The sequence below is a fragment of the Bradyrhizobium sp. USDA 10063 genome, from assembly GCF_054063735.1.
Window position 1 is genome coordinate 3,730,118 of record NZ_JBSSGP010000002.1, and the last position, 16,066, is coordinate 3,746,183.

Annotated in this window: 18 protein-coding genes and 1 pseudogene; 4 read left to right on the forward strand and 15 right to left on the reverse strand. The window is 60.0% G+C overall.

Annotation, left to right across the window (positions count from 1 at the left end; all coding sequences use genetic code 11):
* Positions 1 to 32: 32 nt before the first annotated feature.
* The 12 genes and pseudogenes from flgI to motA all read right to left on the reverse strand — a co-directional run bounded on the left by flgI (position 33) and on the right by motA (position 8,345).
* Positions 33 to 1,133: a flagellar basal body P-ring protein FlgI gene (flgI, locus tag ACVJGD_RS19840; protein ID WP_456635928.1), complete on the reverse strand. Its 1,101-nt coding sequence runs from the start codon at positions 1,131 to 1,133 to the stop codon at positions 33 to 35.
* Positions 1,130 to 1,609 carry a flagellar basal body P-ring formation chaperone FlgA gene (gene flgA / locus ACVJGD_RS19845; RefSeq protein WP_456635929.1) on the reverse strand — a complete coding sequence of 160 codons (480 nt, stop codon included), beginning with the start codon at positions 1,607 to 1,609 and terminating at the stop codon, positions 1,130 to 1,132. Before flgA ends, flgI begins: the two co-directional genes overlap by 4 nt.
* A gap of 21 nt (positions 1,610 to 1,630) precedes the next feature.
* Positions 1,631 to 2,419, reverse strand: a complete 789-nt coding sequence (gene flgG / locus ACVJGD_RS19850) for a flagellar basal-body rod protein FlgG (RefSeq protein ID WP_456635930.1) — start codon at positions 2,417 to 2,419, stop codon at positions 1,631 to 1,633.
* 9 nt (positions 2,420 to 2,428) lie between these two features.
* Positions 2,429 to 2,749 carry a flagellar hook-basal body complex protein FliE gene (locus ACVJGD_RS19855; protein WP_456640306.1) on the reverse strand — a complete coding sequence of 107 codons (321 nt, stop codon included), beginning with the start codon at positions 2,747 to 2,749 and terminating at the stop codon, positions 2,429 to 2,431.
* A 6-nt stretch (positions 2,750 to 2,755) separates the two neighbouring features.
* The gene (gene flgC, locus ACVJGD_RS19860; RefSeq protein ID WP_028161567.1) at positions 2,756 to 3,175 is read right to left on the reverse strand and encodes a flagellar basal body rod protein FlgC; all 420 of its coding nucleotides are present in this window, start codon (positions 3,173 to 3,175) and stop codon (positions 2,756 to 2,758) included.
* Between the two features lie 11 nt (positions 3,176 to 3,186).
* A complete protein-coding gene (gene flgB, locus ACVJGD_RS19865; protein ID WP_456635931.1) occupies positions 3,187 to 3,564 on the reverse strand; it encodes a flagellar basal body rod protein FlgB in 378 nt (125 codons plus the stop codon).
* 92 nt (positions 3,565 to 3,656) lie between these two features.
* On the reverse strand, positions 3,657 to 4,733 hold the full coding sequence (flhB, locus tag ACVJGD_RS19870; protein ID WP_456635932.1) for a flagellar biosynthesis protein FlhB: 1,077 nt from the start codon (positions 4,731 to 4,733) through the stop codon (positions 3,657 to 3,659).
* 12 nt (positions 4,734 to 4,745) lie between these two features.
* Positions 4,746 to 5,781 (reverse strand): annotated as a pseudogene (locus ACVJGD_RS19875) (flagellar motor switch protein FliG).
* Between the two features lie 11 nt (positions 5,782 to 5,792).
* Complete coding sequence (fliN, locus tag ACVJGD_RS19880; protein WP_456635933.1) at positions 5,793 to 6,191, reverse strand: flagellar motor switch protein FliN; 399 nt, start codon at positions 6,189 to 6,191, stop codon at positions 5,793 to 5,795.
* 51 nt (positions 6,192 to 6,242) lie between these two features.
* Positions 6,243 to 6,524 (reverse strand): hypothetical protein, encoded by a 282-nt coding sequence (locus tag ACVJGD_RS19885; protein ID WP_456635934.1) that lies wholly within the window; start codon positions 6,522 to 6,524, stop codon positions 6,243 to 6,245.
* Positions 6,505 to 7,440: a flagellar motor switch protein FliM gene (locus ACVJGD_RS19890; protein ID WP_456635935.1), complete on the reverse strand. Its 936-nt coding sequence runs from the start codon at positions 7,438 to 7,440 to the stop codon at positions 6,505 to 6,507. The genes ACVJGD_RS19885 and ACVJGD_RS19890 overlap by 20 nt, the downstream gene beginning before the upstream one ends.
* Entirely contained in the window at positions 7,440 to 8,345 is a 906-nt protein-coding gene (gene motA, locus ACVJGD_RS19895) for a flagellar motor stator protein MotA (protein ID WP_456635936.1), read from the reverse strand. Before motA ends, ACVJGD_RS19890 begins: the two co-directional genes overlap by 1 nt.
* 215 nt (positions 8,346 to 8,560) lie before the next feature.
* On the opposite strand from motA, the gene flgF reads away from it, so the two are divergent.
* The gene (flgF, locus tag ACVJGD_RS19900; RefSeq protein ID WP_456640307.1) at positions 8,561 to 9,292 is read left to right on the forward strand and encodes a flagellar basal-body rod protein FlgF; all 732 of its coding nucleotides are present in this window, start codon (positions 8,561 to 8,563) and stop codon (positions 9,290 to 9,292) included.
* Positions 9,293 to 9,321: 29 nt separating this feature from the next.
* Entirely contained in the window at positions 9,322 to 10,653 is a 1,332-nt protein-coding gene (gene fliI / locus ACVJGD_RS19905; protein WP_456635937.1) for a flagellar protein export ATPase FliI, read from the forward strand.
* A gap of 64 nt (positions 10,654 to 10,717) precedes the next feature.
* Here the strand turns inward: fliI and ACVJGD_RS19910 are convergent, their stop codons facing one another.
* On the reverse strand, positions 10,718 to 11,524 hold the full coding sequence (locus ACVJGD_RS19910) for an NAD-dependent protein deacetylase (RefSeq protein ID WP_456635938.1): 807 nt from the start codon (positions 11,522 to 11,524) through the stop codon (positions 10,718 to 10,720).
* Between the two features lie 139 nt (positions 11,525 to 11,663).
* On the opposite strand from ACVJGD_RS19910, the gene ACVJGD_RS19915 reads away from it, so the two are divergent.
* A complete protein-coding gene (locus ACVJGD_RS19915) occupies positions 11,664 to 12,071 on the forward strand; it encodes a hypothetical protein (protein WP_456635939.1) in 408 nt (135 codons plus the stop codon).
* An 810-nt stretch (positions 12,072 to 12,881) separates the two neighbouring features.
* Positions 12,882 to 13,697: a 4'-phosphopantetheinyl transferase family protein gene (locus ACVJGD_RS19920; protein ID WP_456635940.1), complete on the forward strand. Its 816-nt coding sequence runs from the start codon at positions 12,882 to 12,884 to the stop codon at positions 13,695 to 13,697.
* A 9-nt stretch (positions 13,698 to 13,706) separates the two neighbouring features.
* On the opposite strand, the gene ACVJGD_RS19925 is transcribed toward ACVJGD_RS19920, so the two are convergent.
* On the reverse strand, positions 13,707 to 15,077 hold the full coding sequence (locus tag ACVJGD_RS19925; protein ID WP_456635941.1) for a lysine N(6)-hydroxylase/L-ornithine N(5)-oxygenase family protein: 1,371 nt from the start codon (positions 15,075 to 15,077) through the stop codon (positions 13,707 to 13,709).
* A complete protein-coding gene (locus tag ACVJGD_RS19930; RefSeq protein WP_456635942.1) occupies positions 15,028 to 16,026 on the reverse strand; it encodes a GNAT family N-acetyltransferase in 999 nt (332 codons plus the stop codon). Before ACVJGD_RS19930 ends, ACVJGD_RS19925 begins: the two co-directional genes overlap by 50 nt.
* Between the last annotated feature and the right edge of the window lie 40 nt (positions 16,027 to 16,066).

The following is a 16,066-nucleotide window of genomic DNA, read 5'->3' on the forward strand; positions in this document are numbered from 1 at the left end:
CGTTCAAGCTTGTGCGACGCTGACGCGGCGTTCTACTGGATGACAAGATCAGCCTGCAGCGCGCCCGCCGCCTTGATCGCTTGCAGGATCGCGATGATGCCCTGCGGCTTCAATCCGATCTGGTTCAAGCCGCGCACAAGACGCTGCAAGTCCGTTCCGCGCAAGATCGCGACTTGCGCACCAGGCTCGCCCGCTTCGATGAACGTTTGCGGCGTGACGACCGTTTCGCCGCGTGAGAATGGCGCAGGCTGGGAAACGACCGGCATCTCGGTGATCCGGACCGAGAGATTGCCGTGGGTGACGGCAACGGTCGAAACCTGGACGTTGCGGCCGATCACGACGGTGCCGGTCCGTTCGTCGATGACGACACGCGCCGGCGTGTCAGGCTCGACCAGCAGTTCGCCAATCTCGGCGATGAAACGAACCGGGGCAACCGTGCGTGGCCGAGACAATATGATCGACCGGTAGTCGCGCTCGAAGGCCATGCTGGCGCGATATCGCCCCTGACCGTAGTGGTTGATGGCGTCGATGATTCGCGTGGCGGTGACAAAATCCGGATTTTTCAGCTCGAGAATGAGCGACTCCATCTCGTAGAATTTGCCCTGTACCTCGCGCTCGATCAGCCCGCCGTTTGGAATGCGGCCTGAGGTTGGAACGCCCTGGCTGACGGTCTGCGCCGCGCCTTCGACCGAATATCCGCCAACCGCAACCGCGCCCTGGGCCACGGCATAGACCTCGCCGTCGGCGCCGCGGAGCTGGGTCATAAGGAGAGTGCCGCCCAATAGCGAAGAGGCATCGCCGAGCGAGGAGAGCGCAATATCCATGCGCGAACCACCAGGAGCGTATGGCGGCAGATCGGCCGTCACCACCACAGCGGCGACGTTCCGCGTCCGGAGCAACGTGCCTCGAATATTGATCCCCATGTTATCGAGCATCGATTGCAGCGACTGCTCGGTGAAGGGAGCGTTGCGCAACGTATCACCGGTCCCCTTGAGACCGATCACCAGACCGTAGCCGATAAGCTGGTTTTCTCGCACACCCTTGAGGTTGGCGATATCCTTGATCCGCACCGCCGCATCGGCGACGGTGGAGGAGAGGAGCAGGACAATGAATGATAGAAGTCGCAGTGTCATCCGTTTTGAATCCGCACCGAACCGTCCTGCTGAACGACGCCCCTGATGATCACGCCGGTATCAAGGTTCCGAAGCTGGATCAGAGTGCCTGGACTTCCGGATTGCAGCGATGAGGCGTAGGTGACGATGGAGAGCGATCCATCCTCGACAATCACCTTGACGACATTGCCTCGCGTCACGAGCTTCTGCTCTTCGAGCGCATTGATCGGGATCGGCTGGCCCGACACCAACGTCCTTCGCGCGACACGGCCGACGGCCGATGCCCGGTTGGCGACAAAGGCCGCCGCACCGGGCATGTTTGGCGCGAAGGCACGATCGATGATCAACTCGTCCTTGATCATATCGCCCGGATAGATCACCGTTGCCGGCACGGGAAAGTGCATGGACTCCTCGGCGACCGCACCACCATGCGCGCCGCTCGCAACGAGCATGAGCGTTGCGATCATGCGAACCACGGCGAACTGAACGAGCTTCAAGACGCTTCTCCGCGTGCAATCCTATCGAAGACCTTTGGAGACCGTCGACGCCATCTCGTCCGCCGCCTGGATCACCTTCGAGTTCATTTCGTAAGACCGCTGCGCCGAGATCAATTCGGTGATTTCCTTGACGGGATCGACGTTCGAACTCTCCAGATAGTGCTGATGGATCTTGCCGAAGCCGGGATCGCCGGGAACGCCCACGACCGGAACACCGGACGCCAACGTCTCCTTGTAGAGATTGCCGCCAAGCGGATCGAGGCCCGCCTCGTTGGCGAAGTTGGCGATATTTAGCTGGCCGAGCTGGCGCGGAGCGATCTCGTTGTCCAGCTTCGCGAACACTTCGCCTGATTCATTGACCGTGACGTCGACCGTTCCTTGCGGGACGATAATCGCCGGATCGACAGTATAGCCATCCGCCGTCACCAACTGCCTGTCCGCGTTGGTATTGAAGGCCCCGGCGCGGGTGTAGAGCGTTTCGCCGTTCGGCCCCACAACCTGGAACCATCCTCTGCCGTTGATGGCGAGATCGTAGGTATTGCCGGTTTGCGCCAGCGAACCCTGCAGGTGCAGCTTTCGCACCGCTACCGACCGAACGCCCAGCCCCAGCTTGGCCCCTTCGGGGACCGCAGCTTCGCCGGCGCGGTTCGGAACGCCCTGCATGCGATCAACCTGGTAGAACAGGTCGGTGAACTCGGCTCGCGCACGCTTGTAGGATGTCGTGTTGATGTTGGCGATGTTGTTGGCGATGACCTCGACATTGAGCTGCTGCGCGCTCATTCCGGTCGCCGCGATGGCAAGCGCTCTCATTGCTATCCCTCAGATCGCCATTCGGCTGACTTCTTGGTACGCCTGCACGACCTTGTCGCGCACGGCGACCGCCATCTGCAACGTTTGCTCGGCGGACATCACGGCTTCCACCACGCTCTGAGCCGACACCTTGCCCTTGATATAGGAGACCGACGCCGCCTCTCCGTTCTTCAGGCTACCGATGGCATCGGCCGCAACCTGCTCCAGGACTCCATCGAAGCCGACCGCGGGTTGAGCCGTCTGCGTTACGGCCGGCACGGACGTCGCAACACTGCTCGATCGAACGACGCCGCCGACGTCCTTCAGAACCGAAGAAACCGCTTCCATCATCATCGATTATGCCCCCTTCAACAGATCGATCGTCATGGCAACCATCGACCTCGCCTGCTTGATCACCTGCAGATTGGCTTCATATGACCGGTTGGTTTCCCGCATGTCGGCCATTTCGATCAGCATGTTCACGTTCGGCAGCTTGACGTAGCCGTCCTGGCCAGCCGCCGGATGAGTCGGCTCATAGTCGACCCGAAACGGAGCACGATCGACGCCGATATCCTTGATCTTCACGACCCGAACGCCCGCCGCGCGATCGACCTCCGCTGAGAACGTCGTGGTCTTGCGTCGGTAGGGCTCCGCACCGGGAGTACGCCCGGTCGAGTTTGCGTTCGCCATATTTTCGGATACGACGCGCATCCTGGTCGACTGCGCCTCAAGTCCTGAACTGGCGATTTGAACTGATGCCTGCAGCGGATCGATCATCAAGCCTCGCGTTAGCTCTTTGCACCGGTCATGAACATGCGGTGGAAGGATTTGACGATTGCGACATTCAACGAATAGTCCTTGTTGATATCGCCTGCCTTGAGCATCTCCTGCTCGAGGCTCACCGAGTTTCCGGAGTGAACGACTTCCCAGCTATTCTCCTTGCGCGTGCCCTGCGGACGGACGAGCGAGCCGGTGGTCATGTGTTTCGGAGATGTGACCGCGAGCGGCACGACTTTGGTATCGAGTATCTTGTCGAACGCCTCGATGTCCTGCGCTCGGTAGCCTGGCGTATTTGCATTGGCTACGTTCGACGAAATCGTGGCCTGCCGGAGCGACAGCCAGCGAGCGTGAGATGAGGCAAGATCAAAGAGATAAACGGGTCCCACAACGTCCTCGTCACAGTCGACCTATGACGATCGTATACGAACCCAAACTTGTCCGAGGCTGGTGAACCTTCACCGTCAATGCGGAGCGTTTTTCACGCACCGGCTTTCTGCTTGCGCGAATGCAGGAAGTAGATGATCTCGGCTACCGGGCGAAAGAACTCTTGCGGAATCACCCGGTCGACCTGAGCCGCACCGTACATCGACCTCGCAAGCATCTTGTCCTCCACGACCGGTACATTGTTCTGCTCGGCAACTTCTCTGATCTTGAGGGCGATGAGGTCCTGCCCCTTTGCAAGCACGGTAGGAGCTGCATCTTCGCCATGTCGATACTTCAGGGCGATCGCATAATGAGTGGGGTTGGCCACGACCAACGTTGCGCGGGGGACTGCCGCCAGCATCGTCTTTCGTGCCCGATCGCGGGCCAATGATCGCAACCGCGACTTGACCAGAGGATCACCCTCCGCCTGCTTGAATTCGTCCTTGAGTTCCTGCCGTGTCATGCGCAGGTCGCGGCGCCAGTGAAATCGGGCCCAGACGAGATCGAGTGCCACCAGCACGATGGTGGCAATGCTGATTGCCGATACGAGCCGCATCGCGGTGGTCAAGATGAGTTCCGGAACGCTGGTCGGATCGCTGAACAATGAATTCACGGCCACTGCCTCCTCGGCCCGCAATACGATGGTCACCACAATGCCTACGGCAAAAAACTTAAAAACGGCCTTCGCGAACTCGATGCGCCCCTGACCGCCGAATATTCTTCCCCATCCCTGCGAGATCGAGATGCGTGAGGCGTCGGGCTTTATCCTCTCAAACACGATACGCGGAGCATTCTGCAGAAACGAGGCCGCCAACCCGGCTATTGCCAAGACGATCACGATTGGAAGCAGCAGGATGGCCGAACTGCCGCCGATGACGACCATGAATTCCACGGCATCCGCACCATTGCGGATGCGAACTCCGGAAGGGTCATCGATCAGCCGGCTCAGCGTCGATGCCAGATTCCGGACACTGTCGACGGTGAGGAAACTCAGGATGATGAGGAGTGCGATCATGGACGAAAAGACCGACGCTTCACGCGAGACCGGAATTTTGCCCTTCTCGACGGAGTCCCTTATCTTCTTTTCCGTCGGCTCTTCGGTCTTGCTCTCCTTGTCGGGTCCCTCTGCCATAACGGCTGGTCTTTACGTGAATACCGGCTGATCTTCCTGGTCGGGGTTGAGCTCGATCTCCCCTCGCCCGGCCATATCGAGCGCGAGGTCCGTGATCGCCCGTCGCGCCTCCAGGATTTCGCGGTGGTTCGAAGGGATGCCGTTCGCAAGCTCGTGCTCGACCAGCCGGCGCGTCCGCGACGCCAGCGATGATAGAATGAGTTCGCGAAAGCTCGCATCCGTTCCCTTCAGCGCCGTCACCACGCGATCGGTCGGAACCTGATCGAAGATCAGCATGCGCGCCTTGGCGGTGAGATTGACGATATCGTCAAACGTGAACAGCATCCCCTTCAGTATCTCCGCCGACTTCGGTCGCGATTCGGAAAGGTTCTTCAGCGATTCCTCCATCTGCGTCCGCTCCATCTTGTTGATGATGTCGGCCATGCGCGGATAGGTATCGGATGCGAGGTTGCGCGCGAAGTTGATCATGAAGTCTTCGTGCATGGTCTTTTCGATGATCCCCATTGCTTCCTCGACAACGGGTTTCAGGCTAAGCATCCGACGCATCAGATCATGCCGCAGGTCCGCCGGCAGCAGGCTCATCACCCTTGCGGCGCACGCGGGCTTCACCCTGGAAAGGATCAAGGCGGCCGTTTGCGGATGCTCCTTGAGCAGATAATTGGCCAGCAGGCTTTCTGATACGGAAGAGATCCGTTCCCACACCGACTTGGTCTTGTTGCCAAGCACCTCCGATATGATGTCCGTGACCTCGTTCAGGAGGGAGAACGCCGGTCAGCAGTTTTTCCAGCTCGCCAACCGTTCCAAAGATGTTCGGCCCCGTGGAGAAGTGCTGGGCGAACTCCTCGATGATCGCCTCCAGCTCGGGACCCGAAACAGGTTTCAATTCCGCCGCTGCGCGCGTGACAAGCCTGATCTCTTCCGGATCGAATTCTTTCAGAACGCCGCCGGAAAGCTCCCGGCCCATGGCCAGAAGAAGCGCGGCGACCTTCTCGGTGCCACGCAGCGGCCTGGCTTCGGAGCCACGCTTTGCAGGTGCATTGAACGCCATTCGGAGATCCCTCAAGCCTCTACATCGCCTGCGGATCCTCCGACGATTTCGGTGAGCGACACGCCGAACCGCGAGTTCTCATCCTCGACGACGACAACCGCGCCGCGCGCCACGATTCGGCCGTTGACAACCACCTCCACGGGTTCGCCAACGCGATGATCAAGCGGAATAACGGCGCCTCGTCCCAGCTTCATCAGATCGGCGACCGGCATCGTCGCCGAACCAAGAAGAACCTGGACAGTGACCGGAATGCGCAGGATCGGCTCGAGGTTTGTAAGTCGGCTCGTCTCCTCCGCCGCGCGCGCAGCGAGATCCGCCAGTTTCCCGAACGCGGCGCCTCCCAGCTTGGTCGTCTCCGACGCAGTTGCTGTCGCGGGGCTGGCTGATTCGGCTTCGAACGGTTGCTTCATCTCACGTGCTTTCTCGGCAATTCTGTTTTCTGGCGACTACGCCAATCTTGGCTACCTTCGGGACACATCGGCGCGAGTCTCGATATCAATGATTGCCTTGCGCGCCTCTTCGATCTTGCTCCCAAGGATATTGACCAGCTGCTTCCCATCGGCGCTGAACTCTCGCACCATGAGCACCATGTCATCGACGGTTTCGGTCGTCTTACCGAGGATGAAAGCGAAATCTCCCTGGCTGGCGCGCAGGTGAACGAGCTCGCGGTGCATCCTTGTCACACGGATGGTGGTGACAAGCAGCGCCACCAGGAGAATAAGGTCAACGAGATAGGATGCCATCGATGAACTCCCGCTTTTGATCCGCAGATTCCTTGACTTGCAGCGAATAGGCCCCGTTCAGCTGTCCCATTTGGCACCAGAACAGCCGCTGATTGTTGCACTCGAGCCTCACGAGAGTGCTCGGCGTGGCATTCAGCTTGATCACCTGACCCACGTGGAATCCCGCGACTTCGCCGAGACTGAGCGAGCGCTCCTCGAGCACCGCCTTCAGCACCACCTCGGTGCGCTGTATCTCATTGTGCAGCTGCTTGCTCCAGTTCGGATCCGTGGATACGGACTCCCCGGACACGATCTGCGAGAGAGACTGGCGGAGAGGATTGAGAACCGAGTGTGGAATGACGATGAACATCTCGCCACCCCGGTCCAGTCCCTGGACCAGAATCTTGGCATATACGGCCATGTTGTTGAGCCGGCCGATTGCCAGGTAATCCATCCGCGTCTCGACGCGTTCCAGATTGAACTTGACATCCGAAGCGCGCGAGAACGATGACTGCAATGCCTTGCCGAAGCGCTCGAAAAGCGCTTCTGCAACATGCAGCTCCACGTTCGAGAATACCCGCGGCATGTCCAGCGGCGGCTCCGCCCCATCGGAGCCGAACAACAGCTCCACCATCGTGTATACGAAATCGCGATCGAAGCCGATGAGGATTCGGCCATCCCACGCCTGAGCGTGGAATACCGCCACGATCGCTTCCGATTCGTAGCCGTCGAGGATCTCGGAAAGACGATCGCTGCCGACGCCGGTCAGCGAAAAATACGACTGCGATGGCGACATCGACCGGAGGCTCTCGGCGCAGAGGTTGGTCATCTGGTCGAAGATCACATGCAGCATCGGCATGCGATCGACCGAGATTCCGGCAGCTCCGAGCAACTGATCCGGCGCCTGTTCGTGCCGCAACGGCTTGCTTTCCGACATCAGGCCTTCGCTCCCGCCACCTTCGCCACCTGTTCACCACCTCCGCCCTTTGTCGCGCCGGCGATGGTTTCGTTCTCGACCACATCGATCGAGGGACGATCGCCGGGCCCGATCATCTTGCGGCCATGCTCGATTGCGATTTGCGGCAGCGCGCCGTTCATGAAGGCGAGCAGCGTCTGCTTGACGATGATGTACAGCCGGCATCGTTGCTCACGCACCATTTTGACCTTGTGGGCCAACGGCGCAACGAGACCGTACGAGAGAAAGATTCCAGCAAATGTTCCAACCAGCGCCGCACCGATCAAGCCACCGAGAAGCTTGGGCGACTGATCGAGCGCCCCCATCGCCTTGATGACGCCGAGGACCGCAGCCACGATCCCGAGCGCCGGCAGGCCTTCCGCAACCATCATCAGAGAATGGTACGGCTTCAGTTTGCTGCGAACGATCGTTTCGATCTCTTCGTCCATCAGCGCCTCGATTTCATGCGGTCGCGCACTTCCCATGACGATCAGGCGAAAATAGTCACAGATGAAATGGACGAGAGAATCGTTGGCGAGCACGGTCGGAAAACTCTGGAAAATCTCCGACGATGACGGATCGTCAATATGTGCCTCGACTTCATTGCGCCCCTTGTTGCGCACTTCGCGCATGAGAGCGTGCAGAAGTCCAAGCAGGTCGAGATAGTGGCGCTGCTTCGGCACAGCCACCGTAAGCGCCTGCACGGTCGCGACGCCCGTATCGATGACAACCTTCCAGGGGTTCGCGATGATATAGGTTCCGATCGCCATCCCGGCGATGATGACGAACTCCCACGGCTGCCAGATCACGCTGACATGCCCACCCAGCGCCACGAAACCGCCCAGCAGGCTCGCGATCGTGATGATGACGCCAAAAAGAATGCTCAATCGCACCGCTCCGAATTCGGTTACGATTCGTTTAGGCAGCGATGCTTGCACGAAGCTGTCATTGGACCACCGCGAACAGCCTCACACAAGCTTGCCAGTCGATTTTGCCGCTAGCCTCAGTGCGCGAAGGAGTCATTTCCGCGATGGTGTCCCGCGATGGTGTCCACCATCGCAATACCACGCGCATAAAACCTGAAGATCGGAAGATAGTCGGTATGCAATCAGCGCTCTATGTCAGCCTTTCTGCTCAGGTCGCCCTCGAAAAGAGGCTTGAGACCATCGCCAACAATCTGGCGAACATGAAGACAGCCGCTTTCCGCGCCGATGCCGTGAAGTTCGAAACGGCGCTGTCGCGCGCGGCATCCCAGCCTGTCGCCTTTTCGACCCCCGGAGAGAACTTCATCTCTCGAAAGCCCGGAAGTGTGACGCGGACCGAAAACACTCTGGACGTCGCCGTCATCGGCAACACATGGATGGGGTTTTCCGCGCCCACCGGCAAGGTCTATACACGGGACGGCCGGATGCAGATCAGCAACAATGGCGAATTGCAAACCGTTGCAGGGTACCCCGTGCTCGATGCAGGCGGCACGCCGATCATCGTCGATCCCGAGGGTGGACCGCTGACGATCGCACGTAACGGGACCATGACTCAAGGCGCAAATCAGGTCGGGGTACTGGGCCTGTTCGAAATTCCTGCGGGCGCAAGGCTGGAGCGTTTCGGCAATTCAGGCGTCATTCCCGACCAAGCTGCCACGCCGGTCATCGATTTCCTGAACACCGGCTTCCAGCAGGGCTTTGTCGAGGAGTCCAATGTCGACCCGCTATCGGAGCTGACACAGTTGATCACCGCGTCGCGCGCGTTCCAGAGCGTCACCTCCCTTGTGGAGGGCTCCGAGGGCTCGATGCAGAACGCCATTCGCTCGCTTGGCGAGCCGACCAAGGCATAGCGGCCGGCAACAGTGGAGCCTGGTGAGCGATGAACGCGCTGGAGCGGCTGGAATCGACGCTTGCGTCGCTCCGCAAGGATGTACCGACGGTTCGGGTTGGCGGCATTGTTTCGGAGGTCGCGCCGACGCACTACCGCGTATCGGGCCTGTCGCGATTTGTGAGACTGGGCGAGTTGGTCGGGCTCGAGATCGATGACCAGGTACAACTCGGCGAGGTCGTTCGCATCGACGGTAACGGCATTACTGCCAAGCCGTTCGATTCCCATATCGGGGCGGGCCTGGGTCTCGTTGCCTATCGTCTTCCGCCGAAGACGATCTCGCCGCATCCAAGTTGGAAGGGTCGGGTGCTCAATGCGCTCGCTCAGCCGCTCGACGACGCTGGCGCGTTGCACGTCGGAGACCGGATCATGTCGACCGATGCGAGCCCACCGCCCGCCATCAGCCGCGCCCGCGTGCGCATGCCGCTACGGACGGGTGTGCGCGTGCTCGACCTGTTTACGCCGCTCTGCATCGGGCAGCGCATTGGCATTTTTGCAGGATCTGGCGTCGGCAAGACGACGTTGCTCACCATGCTCGCGCAAAGCCAGGGCTTCGACACCGTCGTTACCGCCTTGGTCGGTGAACGCGGCCGCGAGGTACGCGAATTCCTCGACGAGGCGCTCGTTCAGCATAAGTCGCGCGCGATCACGGTGGTGTCCACGAGCGACGAGAGTCCGATGATGCGCCGGCTGGCAGCAAAGACCGCCACCACGATCGCCGAATATTTTCGGGATCGCGGCGAATCGGTGCTGTTGATCGTCGATTCGGTCACCCGCTTCGCTCACGCGGCCCGCGAAATCGCACTCGCCACCGGCGAGCCCGCGGTTGCGCGCGGCTACGCTCCAAGCGTCTTCAGCGACCTGCCCCGCCTGCTCGAACGCTCCGGCCCCGGAAGCGATGGACAGGGCTCGATCACCGGCATTTATTCCGTGCTCGTCGATGGCGACGACCACAACGAGCCGGTGGCAGATACGGTGCGCGGCACCCTCGATGGGCACATCGTGCTTGACAGGGAGGTCGCAGATCAGGGGCGCTATCCCGCCGTCAATGTCCTTTCATCGGTGTCGCGGCTGGCGCAACAGGTCTGGACCGCGGACGAACGCAACCTGCTGCGAAAGCTGCGCGCCATGATCGCGCGGTTCGAGGACACACGCGATCTTCGCTTGATGGGCGGCTACCAGCCTGGCCGCGATGGCGAACTCGACCAGGCAGTCCAACTCGTTCCGAAGATCTACGACCTGATGCGGCAAGCTCCGTCGGATCCGCCAAGCCGAGAGCCGTATCAGGAATTGCTGAATCTCATCAAGGCCGCAATCGAGTAGCGCCATCCTTTGGTCTATTGGACGCTCACCGTAGCATTGTCGTTCCTGACGCTCGCCGGATGTCTTACAGCAAAAAGGCAAGCGCGGCCTCGCAACGATCCTCCACCTTCAGCGTGAGAAGATGATCGGCACGGGTCCGACCGAGATTGACGGCCGCGATCGGCAGGCCATTTTGCGCCGCCATCTGTACGAACCGAAAGCCGGAATAGACCATAAGCGAGGAACCGACGATCAACATGCCGTCCGCTTCGTTCAGATGGCCCTTAGCGGCGGCGACGATGTCGCGCGAAACATTTTCGCCGAAGAAGACGACATCCGGCTTGAGAACGCCCCCGCACGATTGGCAAGGCGGTACGACAAAGCTTGAGAAATCCTCGTTCTCGACGTCGGCGTCCCCGTCTGGAGCGTCCGCAGCGTCCAAAGCGAGCCACGCGGCGTTCAATCGAGACAGTTCGTCCTGAAAGATCGACCTCGGCGTCGTCGACGCGCATCCCAGGCACCGAACCATGTCGAGCCGTCCATGCAGATCGATGACCTGCTTGCTGCCGGCAGCCTGATGAAGCCCATCCACATTCTGGGTCAGGAGAATCTTGCTTCGACCTTTCGCCTCCAGCCTGGCCAGCGCATGGTGGGCATCGTTAGGGAGTGCACGCCCAAACCTCCGCCACCCGATCAGACTCCGTGCCCAATAGCGCTGCTGGGTCGCGTGTTCACGAATGAAGGCTTGGTAGGCTACCGGCGGTGTCCGCTTCCACTTGCCGTCGCTATCGCGATAGTCGGGGATACCGGAATTTGTGCTACAGCCTGCCCCCGTCAGAACGAACAGACGAGAGTGGCGGTTGATGAAGTCCTCGAGCGCGTGGTCTTGCATGGTCGGAAGTATTTAATGCACAGGCGTCGCTGGCGCCAGTAGGGACCCCACGACCCTGCGTGCGGGGCCGGAACAAGATGGTCCGGTCTGAAGATCGCGTCTCGGCGGAACGCGGCCTACTTGGCCGGCGCTCACGGGTTTGCGCGTCAGCCTTCCGATTTTCTACAGCCTTGGCAACTTCGTGGGCCAGAATGAACTGGTGTCGCGCTTGCCATCCGATGCCTTTGAGCGGTTCCGCGTCGATCCGCAGCTAACGCCGGGCATGGTCTTCAAGCAGCGCACCGATTCCGATCGCAAGAGCTTTCCGGTCGACCGGCGCCTCTGGGAAACGGTCGTGCCGATCTGCAGCTTCAGCGACGGACGCTTGTCCCGCATCGATATCCATCCTGTCACGTTCGGTCTTGGTGACAAGAGACATCTCCGAGGTCGTCCCCGGCTTGCGGCGGGAGAAGAGGCTGAGCGCATCCTGAGACGGTTCGCCGACCTATCCGAGCCATTCGCTACCCGCTTCAATATTGGCACCAGGGTGGCCACCCTCGCCATCTGATCAGTCGGATCAAATCGCCATGAAGGACTTTGACAGAGCGCGACGTTCCCTCGGCTTCGGCGCTGATCACGCCGCAGCGAAGGAGCGATGCAATGGAGTCGATATCGCACCAATCATGCAAGCTCACGCATTCTACGCGGCTGCGGCTGAGGCGCATTCTCACCAACCACGATGCTCGAAGCATCGCCGGAACCAGTTGCTCCGGCTCGTGGCGGCCGAATCGTGGGCTTGGCGCGTCCCTTGCGAAACTCGAAGTGACAGATCACGCTATCCAGACTCTCGTCCGCGTGACGAAGACGTCGCCCGTGAAACGCCAGCCACTTTTCAATTCGGCGGATGGTCAATCGCCCCAAGCCACGCTGCCGAAACAGCTCGTCCCTGGTGTGGAGCGACGCAATCTCCGCAACATAGTCAAGCCGCGCCGACATCGTTCGACCCACGAGGGCAGCGTACCTGCTGCGGACCAACATTTCGATGAGCCGCTCGGGCAGGTCGGGTTCCATAGCGCTATTTCTTCCCTGGGAAGGTTGAAGGTCGGGCGCATTGGCGTGTATGGGCATGTGATCGCAGACGCTTTCTCGGGGTGGATGAGATCGTGGTGTGGGCGCGCGTCACTCGCGTGCCAATGCTGGATATCATGCTCGCTTCAGAAAACCGGTGGTTGATATTATCGACAACACACGGAAGCTTCGATCTCCATTCTAGATCGTTAGAGAGATTCTAATTGGTATTCCTTTCCAATCGGCGCCTGCCGTAGCCAATTGGCGGAGAGCATCGAACGGGCGCCACTTTCTGATTGGTCAATGTCGCATGAGAAATGCGGGCTATACCGGGTGCGAAGGTTTCGCCTCATCGCTTACCGCGTCGCAGGCAACAGCCTCGGTCGCCTGGGCAATCGCTGTCAAGCGTGTCACGCCGCATGACGACGAGTTGCGCCTGCGATGGTTGCCTCATCCCAACCTCCCCATTGCGGCCGGACGACCGATGCCGGGAGAAATCGCATTCTGGTTGGCCATAGTCTCTCCGCCTGGAGAAGGCGCCACACCGGTCCCCTTGGCGCTTGTCCTTGAGCACAGTGCCGCGCTGCTTGACGTGCAGGAGACGGACCACTTGGCACGACTTCGGCATCATGAGGATCGGCGCAGCTATCTGGCCGCGCATGCCGGAGCACGTCTGATTCTCGGACATGCAGTAGGTCGGCCACCGAACGCCCTGCAGTTTGGATCGTCGCCGAATGGCAAGCCGTTCCTTCTCGGCCATCCGCAGGAAATCGATTTCAGCCTCAGTCATGCCAGAGGCGCTGTTGCCGTCGCAGCCGCACGCATGCCCATCGGCGTCGATGTCGAACCTCTGCGTGAAGTGAATCATCTGGATTCCATGATCGAGTTGGTCCTGGCTGCGGAGGAGCAAGCTGTCTTGCGGAAGGCGTCGAAGGCATCGCGGTCGCGAATGTTCCTCCGTTATTGGACCCTCAAAGAGGCATTGCTGAAAGCAGCCGGACTAGGCTTCGCAGTTTCGCCGAATGCAGTCATTGTCGATGCAGGACCAACCCCAACGGTCCTCTCGGTACCTCCTGCGCTTGGATCTGTCGCAGAGTGGCACCTCATCGCCCCTTCCGAAACCTGACTACGATGCCTAGGCAATAAGCTCGCGTCGAGAAATGGTCAGCACGAGCGACTCAGCAATTTCCTGCGAGCGTGTGGCGAGAACTGAGAGCAACGTATCGCTGAGGCCGTGCGATGTCTCGGAATAGCCCTGCAGATGAATTTGCGGATGAAACGCCGGGCTCGTTACAAGCCGGTAATTGCGATCAAGCGTGTTCCCTTCCACATAGCGCTGAATCGGTTCCAGAAATGCGTGCGGCGTAGTCCTGTCATAGCCGGTCGCCAGGATGACAGCGACATAGGTACCACGCTGAGTACGACCGCCGAACCGATCCACCGTCGCAACGTCAATGCCATCGGATGCGGCGCTGACATTTGTGATCTCGCTGCGCGGGTGCAGTTTGATACCCGCCGAGCCGGTGACGCGCTGCTGGTAAAGCAGCCGGTACAACTGATCGAGCAGATCGGCATCAACGACGGCATAGTTGGTGTTTCGGAAGTTACGAACGATGGCGTCGCGCCGCTCGTCGGGCTGGGAGAACATGAAATCCGTGTAGTCCGGATTGAAAATCTCGTTCACGAACGGGCTTGAGTCGGACGGCTTCAACGCATGCCCGCGAAAGATCAAATCGATAGTCGCTTCCGGGAATCGGCTGTGCAGGTCGACCGTCACCTCGGTCGCGCTCTGGCCGCCTCCGATAACGGCCACCCGCGCCGCTTTCCCTTCGAGCCCGACAGCGTCGATAGCATCGAGATACCGGCTCGAATGAAGCAATCTTGGATCATCTGCGATTTTCTCGAAGATCGGAGGCACGTAAGCCGTCCCGCCGACCGCAACCACCAGATTCCTCGCAAGCCGCATCGTCTCACCGCCAGAACGGGTACGCGAGTGAACCCGCAAGGATGTCACGGACTGCCCGACCGTCACCGGTTCGACGGCGACGATGGTCTCGCCGTAGGCGACAACGGACTTGAGCTGACCTGCCACCCAACGCAGATAGTCATTGAATTCCAGCCGGCTCGGATAGAACGTTCGGCAATTGATGAAATCCAGCAGACGGCCGCGCTTGTGCAAATAGTTCACGAACGTGAACGGGCTGGTTGGATCTCGCAGGGAAACCAGGTCCTTGAGAAACGAGATCTGCATGTCGCTGCCCGGCAAGAGCATGCCGCCGTGCCAGGCAAAATGCGGCTGCTTCTCGACGAACAGGGAAGAACATCTCAGGCGGGATTTGGTGGCGCATTCCTGAAGCGCGATCGCAAGCGCGAGGTTGGAAGGCCCGAAGCCGACACCGATGACGTCGTGTTCGATGGCAAGCTGTTGGGACATGAGGCTGCGTTCCGTTTGCGCATTAAGCCGCGGCTGCCGAACCGGTTGCGACCGGCAGCCAGAGTCGATCACCGAAGAAGCGCTCGCGCAGCAGCATGACCAAGGTCGCCCGCTTGTGCGGAAAGTCGAAATTCTTGATCTTGGCAAATCCGGAGACTTCGAGATTGCGGAGTTGTTGCAAATGCGCCGCAGCCGGCTCTCCCACGATCCGCTGCGTCCGGCAGTCGTCGAGGAACATGTAATGCATGAGGGACGGCAGCCACGCGCTGATGTAGCGCCGGCCGCGATAGGCGTCCTCGCCGACAATGACATGCCAGCCGCGATCGTAATCATCCGCGTCGTAGAAGGGAGCGATGCGGTTCTCCTTGGCCCAATAGAGCTCGAAATAGCCGAAGGGTTCGTCGCCGAAGTAACCGATCAGCGGCAACATGTGTGGATCGGCGAGTATCTTCGATAGATACGCTCGATGCTTCTCCAGATCTCCGGCCTCGTTCCAGAACGCATCGACGCGGGGATCGTTCATCCAGCGATGCAGGAGATGAAGGTGATCGTCCAGGCTGGCTGCTCGAAACGAGATCGTTTCCGAGAGCCAAGGGATGAAGCGGGCATAGACCAGGCCGCTCGGCTTGGGTGCGCGTCGCGGATGTCGCTTGCCATCAGTCATCACGTAGAGCTGCGGTAGCGGGGGCCGCATCGCGTCGACAAGCCAGTTATCACGCCGCTGCATCGCAAGCTCCGGAAGCAGCGTAAGGTCATCTTCGATCATCACGGCGAGCCCGTGATGCAAAATCTCCCTTGCAAGAATTTCCCGATCTGCCACATCGAGAATGAGCCGATCCAACCCAGGCCGCCAGCCGAACAACGCCTCGGCGGCCCCCGAGACCGCAGGCAAGGCAAGCTGCGGATCGTCCGGAACAGCCAACATTTTCAGATACTTTGACTGTTCCTCAAGACGCAGCCGCATCAGCGTCACATCGTTCGCAACAACCTGCAGGTCGCAATCCTGTTGAACGACCTTCATCGCGGGACCCGGACCGATTGGAAACACATGAGGTCCTATC

Excerpts from the sequence above, each read along its gene's own strand:
- flgI (WP_456635928.1), bottom strand. The coding sequence starts at position 1,133 with ATGACACTGCGACTTCTATCATTCATTGTCCTGCTCCTCTCCTCCACC.
- flgG (WP_456635930.1), bottom strand. The coding sequence starts at position 2,419 with ATGAGAGCGCTTGCCATCGCGGCGACCGGAATGAGCGCGCAGCAGCTC.
- ACVJGD_RS19855 (WP_456640306.1), bottom strand. The coding sequence starts at position 2,749 with ATGATGGAAGCGGTTTCTTCGGTTCTGAAGGACGTCGGCGGCGTCGTT.
- flgC (WP_028161567.1), bottom strand. The coding sequence starts at position 3,175 with ATGATCGATCCGCTGCAGGCATCAGTTCAAATCGCCAGTTCAGGACTT.
- flhB (WP_456635932.1), bottom strand. The coding sequence starts at position 4,733 with ATGGCAGAGGGACCCGACAAGGAGAGCAAGACCGAAGAGCCGACGGAA.
- fliN (WP_456635933.1), bottom strand. The coding sequence starts at position 6,191 with ATGAAGCAACCGTTCGAAGCCGAATCAGCCAGCCCCGCGACAGCAACT.
- ACVJGD_RS19885 (WP_456635934.1), bottom strand. The coding sequence starts at position 6,524 with ATGGCATCCTATCTCGTTGACCTTATTCTCCTGGTGGCGCTGCTTGTC.
- ACVJGD_RS19890 (WP_456635935.1), bottom strand. The coding sequence starts at position 7,440 with ATGTCGGAAAGCAAGCCGTTGCGGCACGAACAGGCGCCGGATCAGTTG.
- flgF (WP_456640307.1), top strand. The coding sequence starts at position 8,561 with ATGCAATCAGCGCTCTATGTCAGCCTTTCTGCTCAGGTCGCCCTCGAA.
- fliI (WP_456635937.1), top strand. The coding sequence starts at position 9,322 with ATGAACGCGCTGGAGCGGCTGGAATCGACGCTTGCGTCGCTCCGCAAG.
- ACVJGD_RS19910 (WP_456635938.1), bottom strand. The coding sequence starts at position 11,524 with ATGCAAGACCACGCGCTCGAGGACTTCATCAACCGCCACTCTCGTCTG.
- ACVJGD_RS19920 (WP_456635940.1), top strand. The coding sequence starts at position 12,882 with ATGAGAAATGCGGGCTATACCGGGTGCGAAGGTTTCGCCTCATCGCTT.
- ACVJGD_RS19930 (WP_456635942.1), bottom strand. The coding sequence starts at position 16,026 with ATGAAGGTCGTTCAACAGGATTGCGACCTGCAGGTTGTTGCGAACGAT.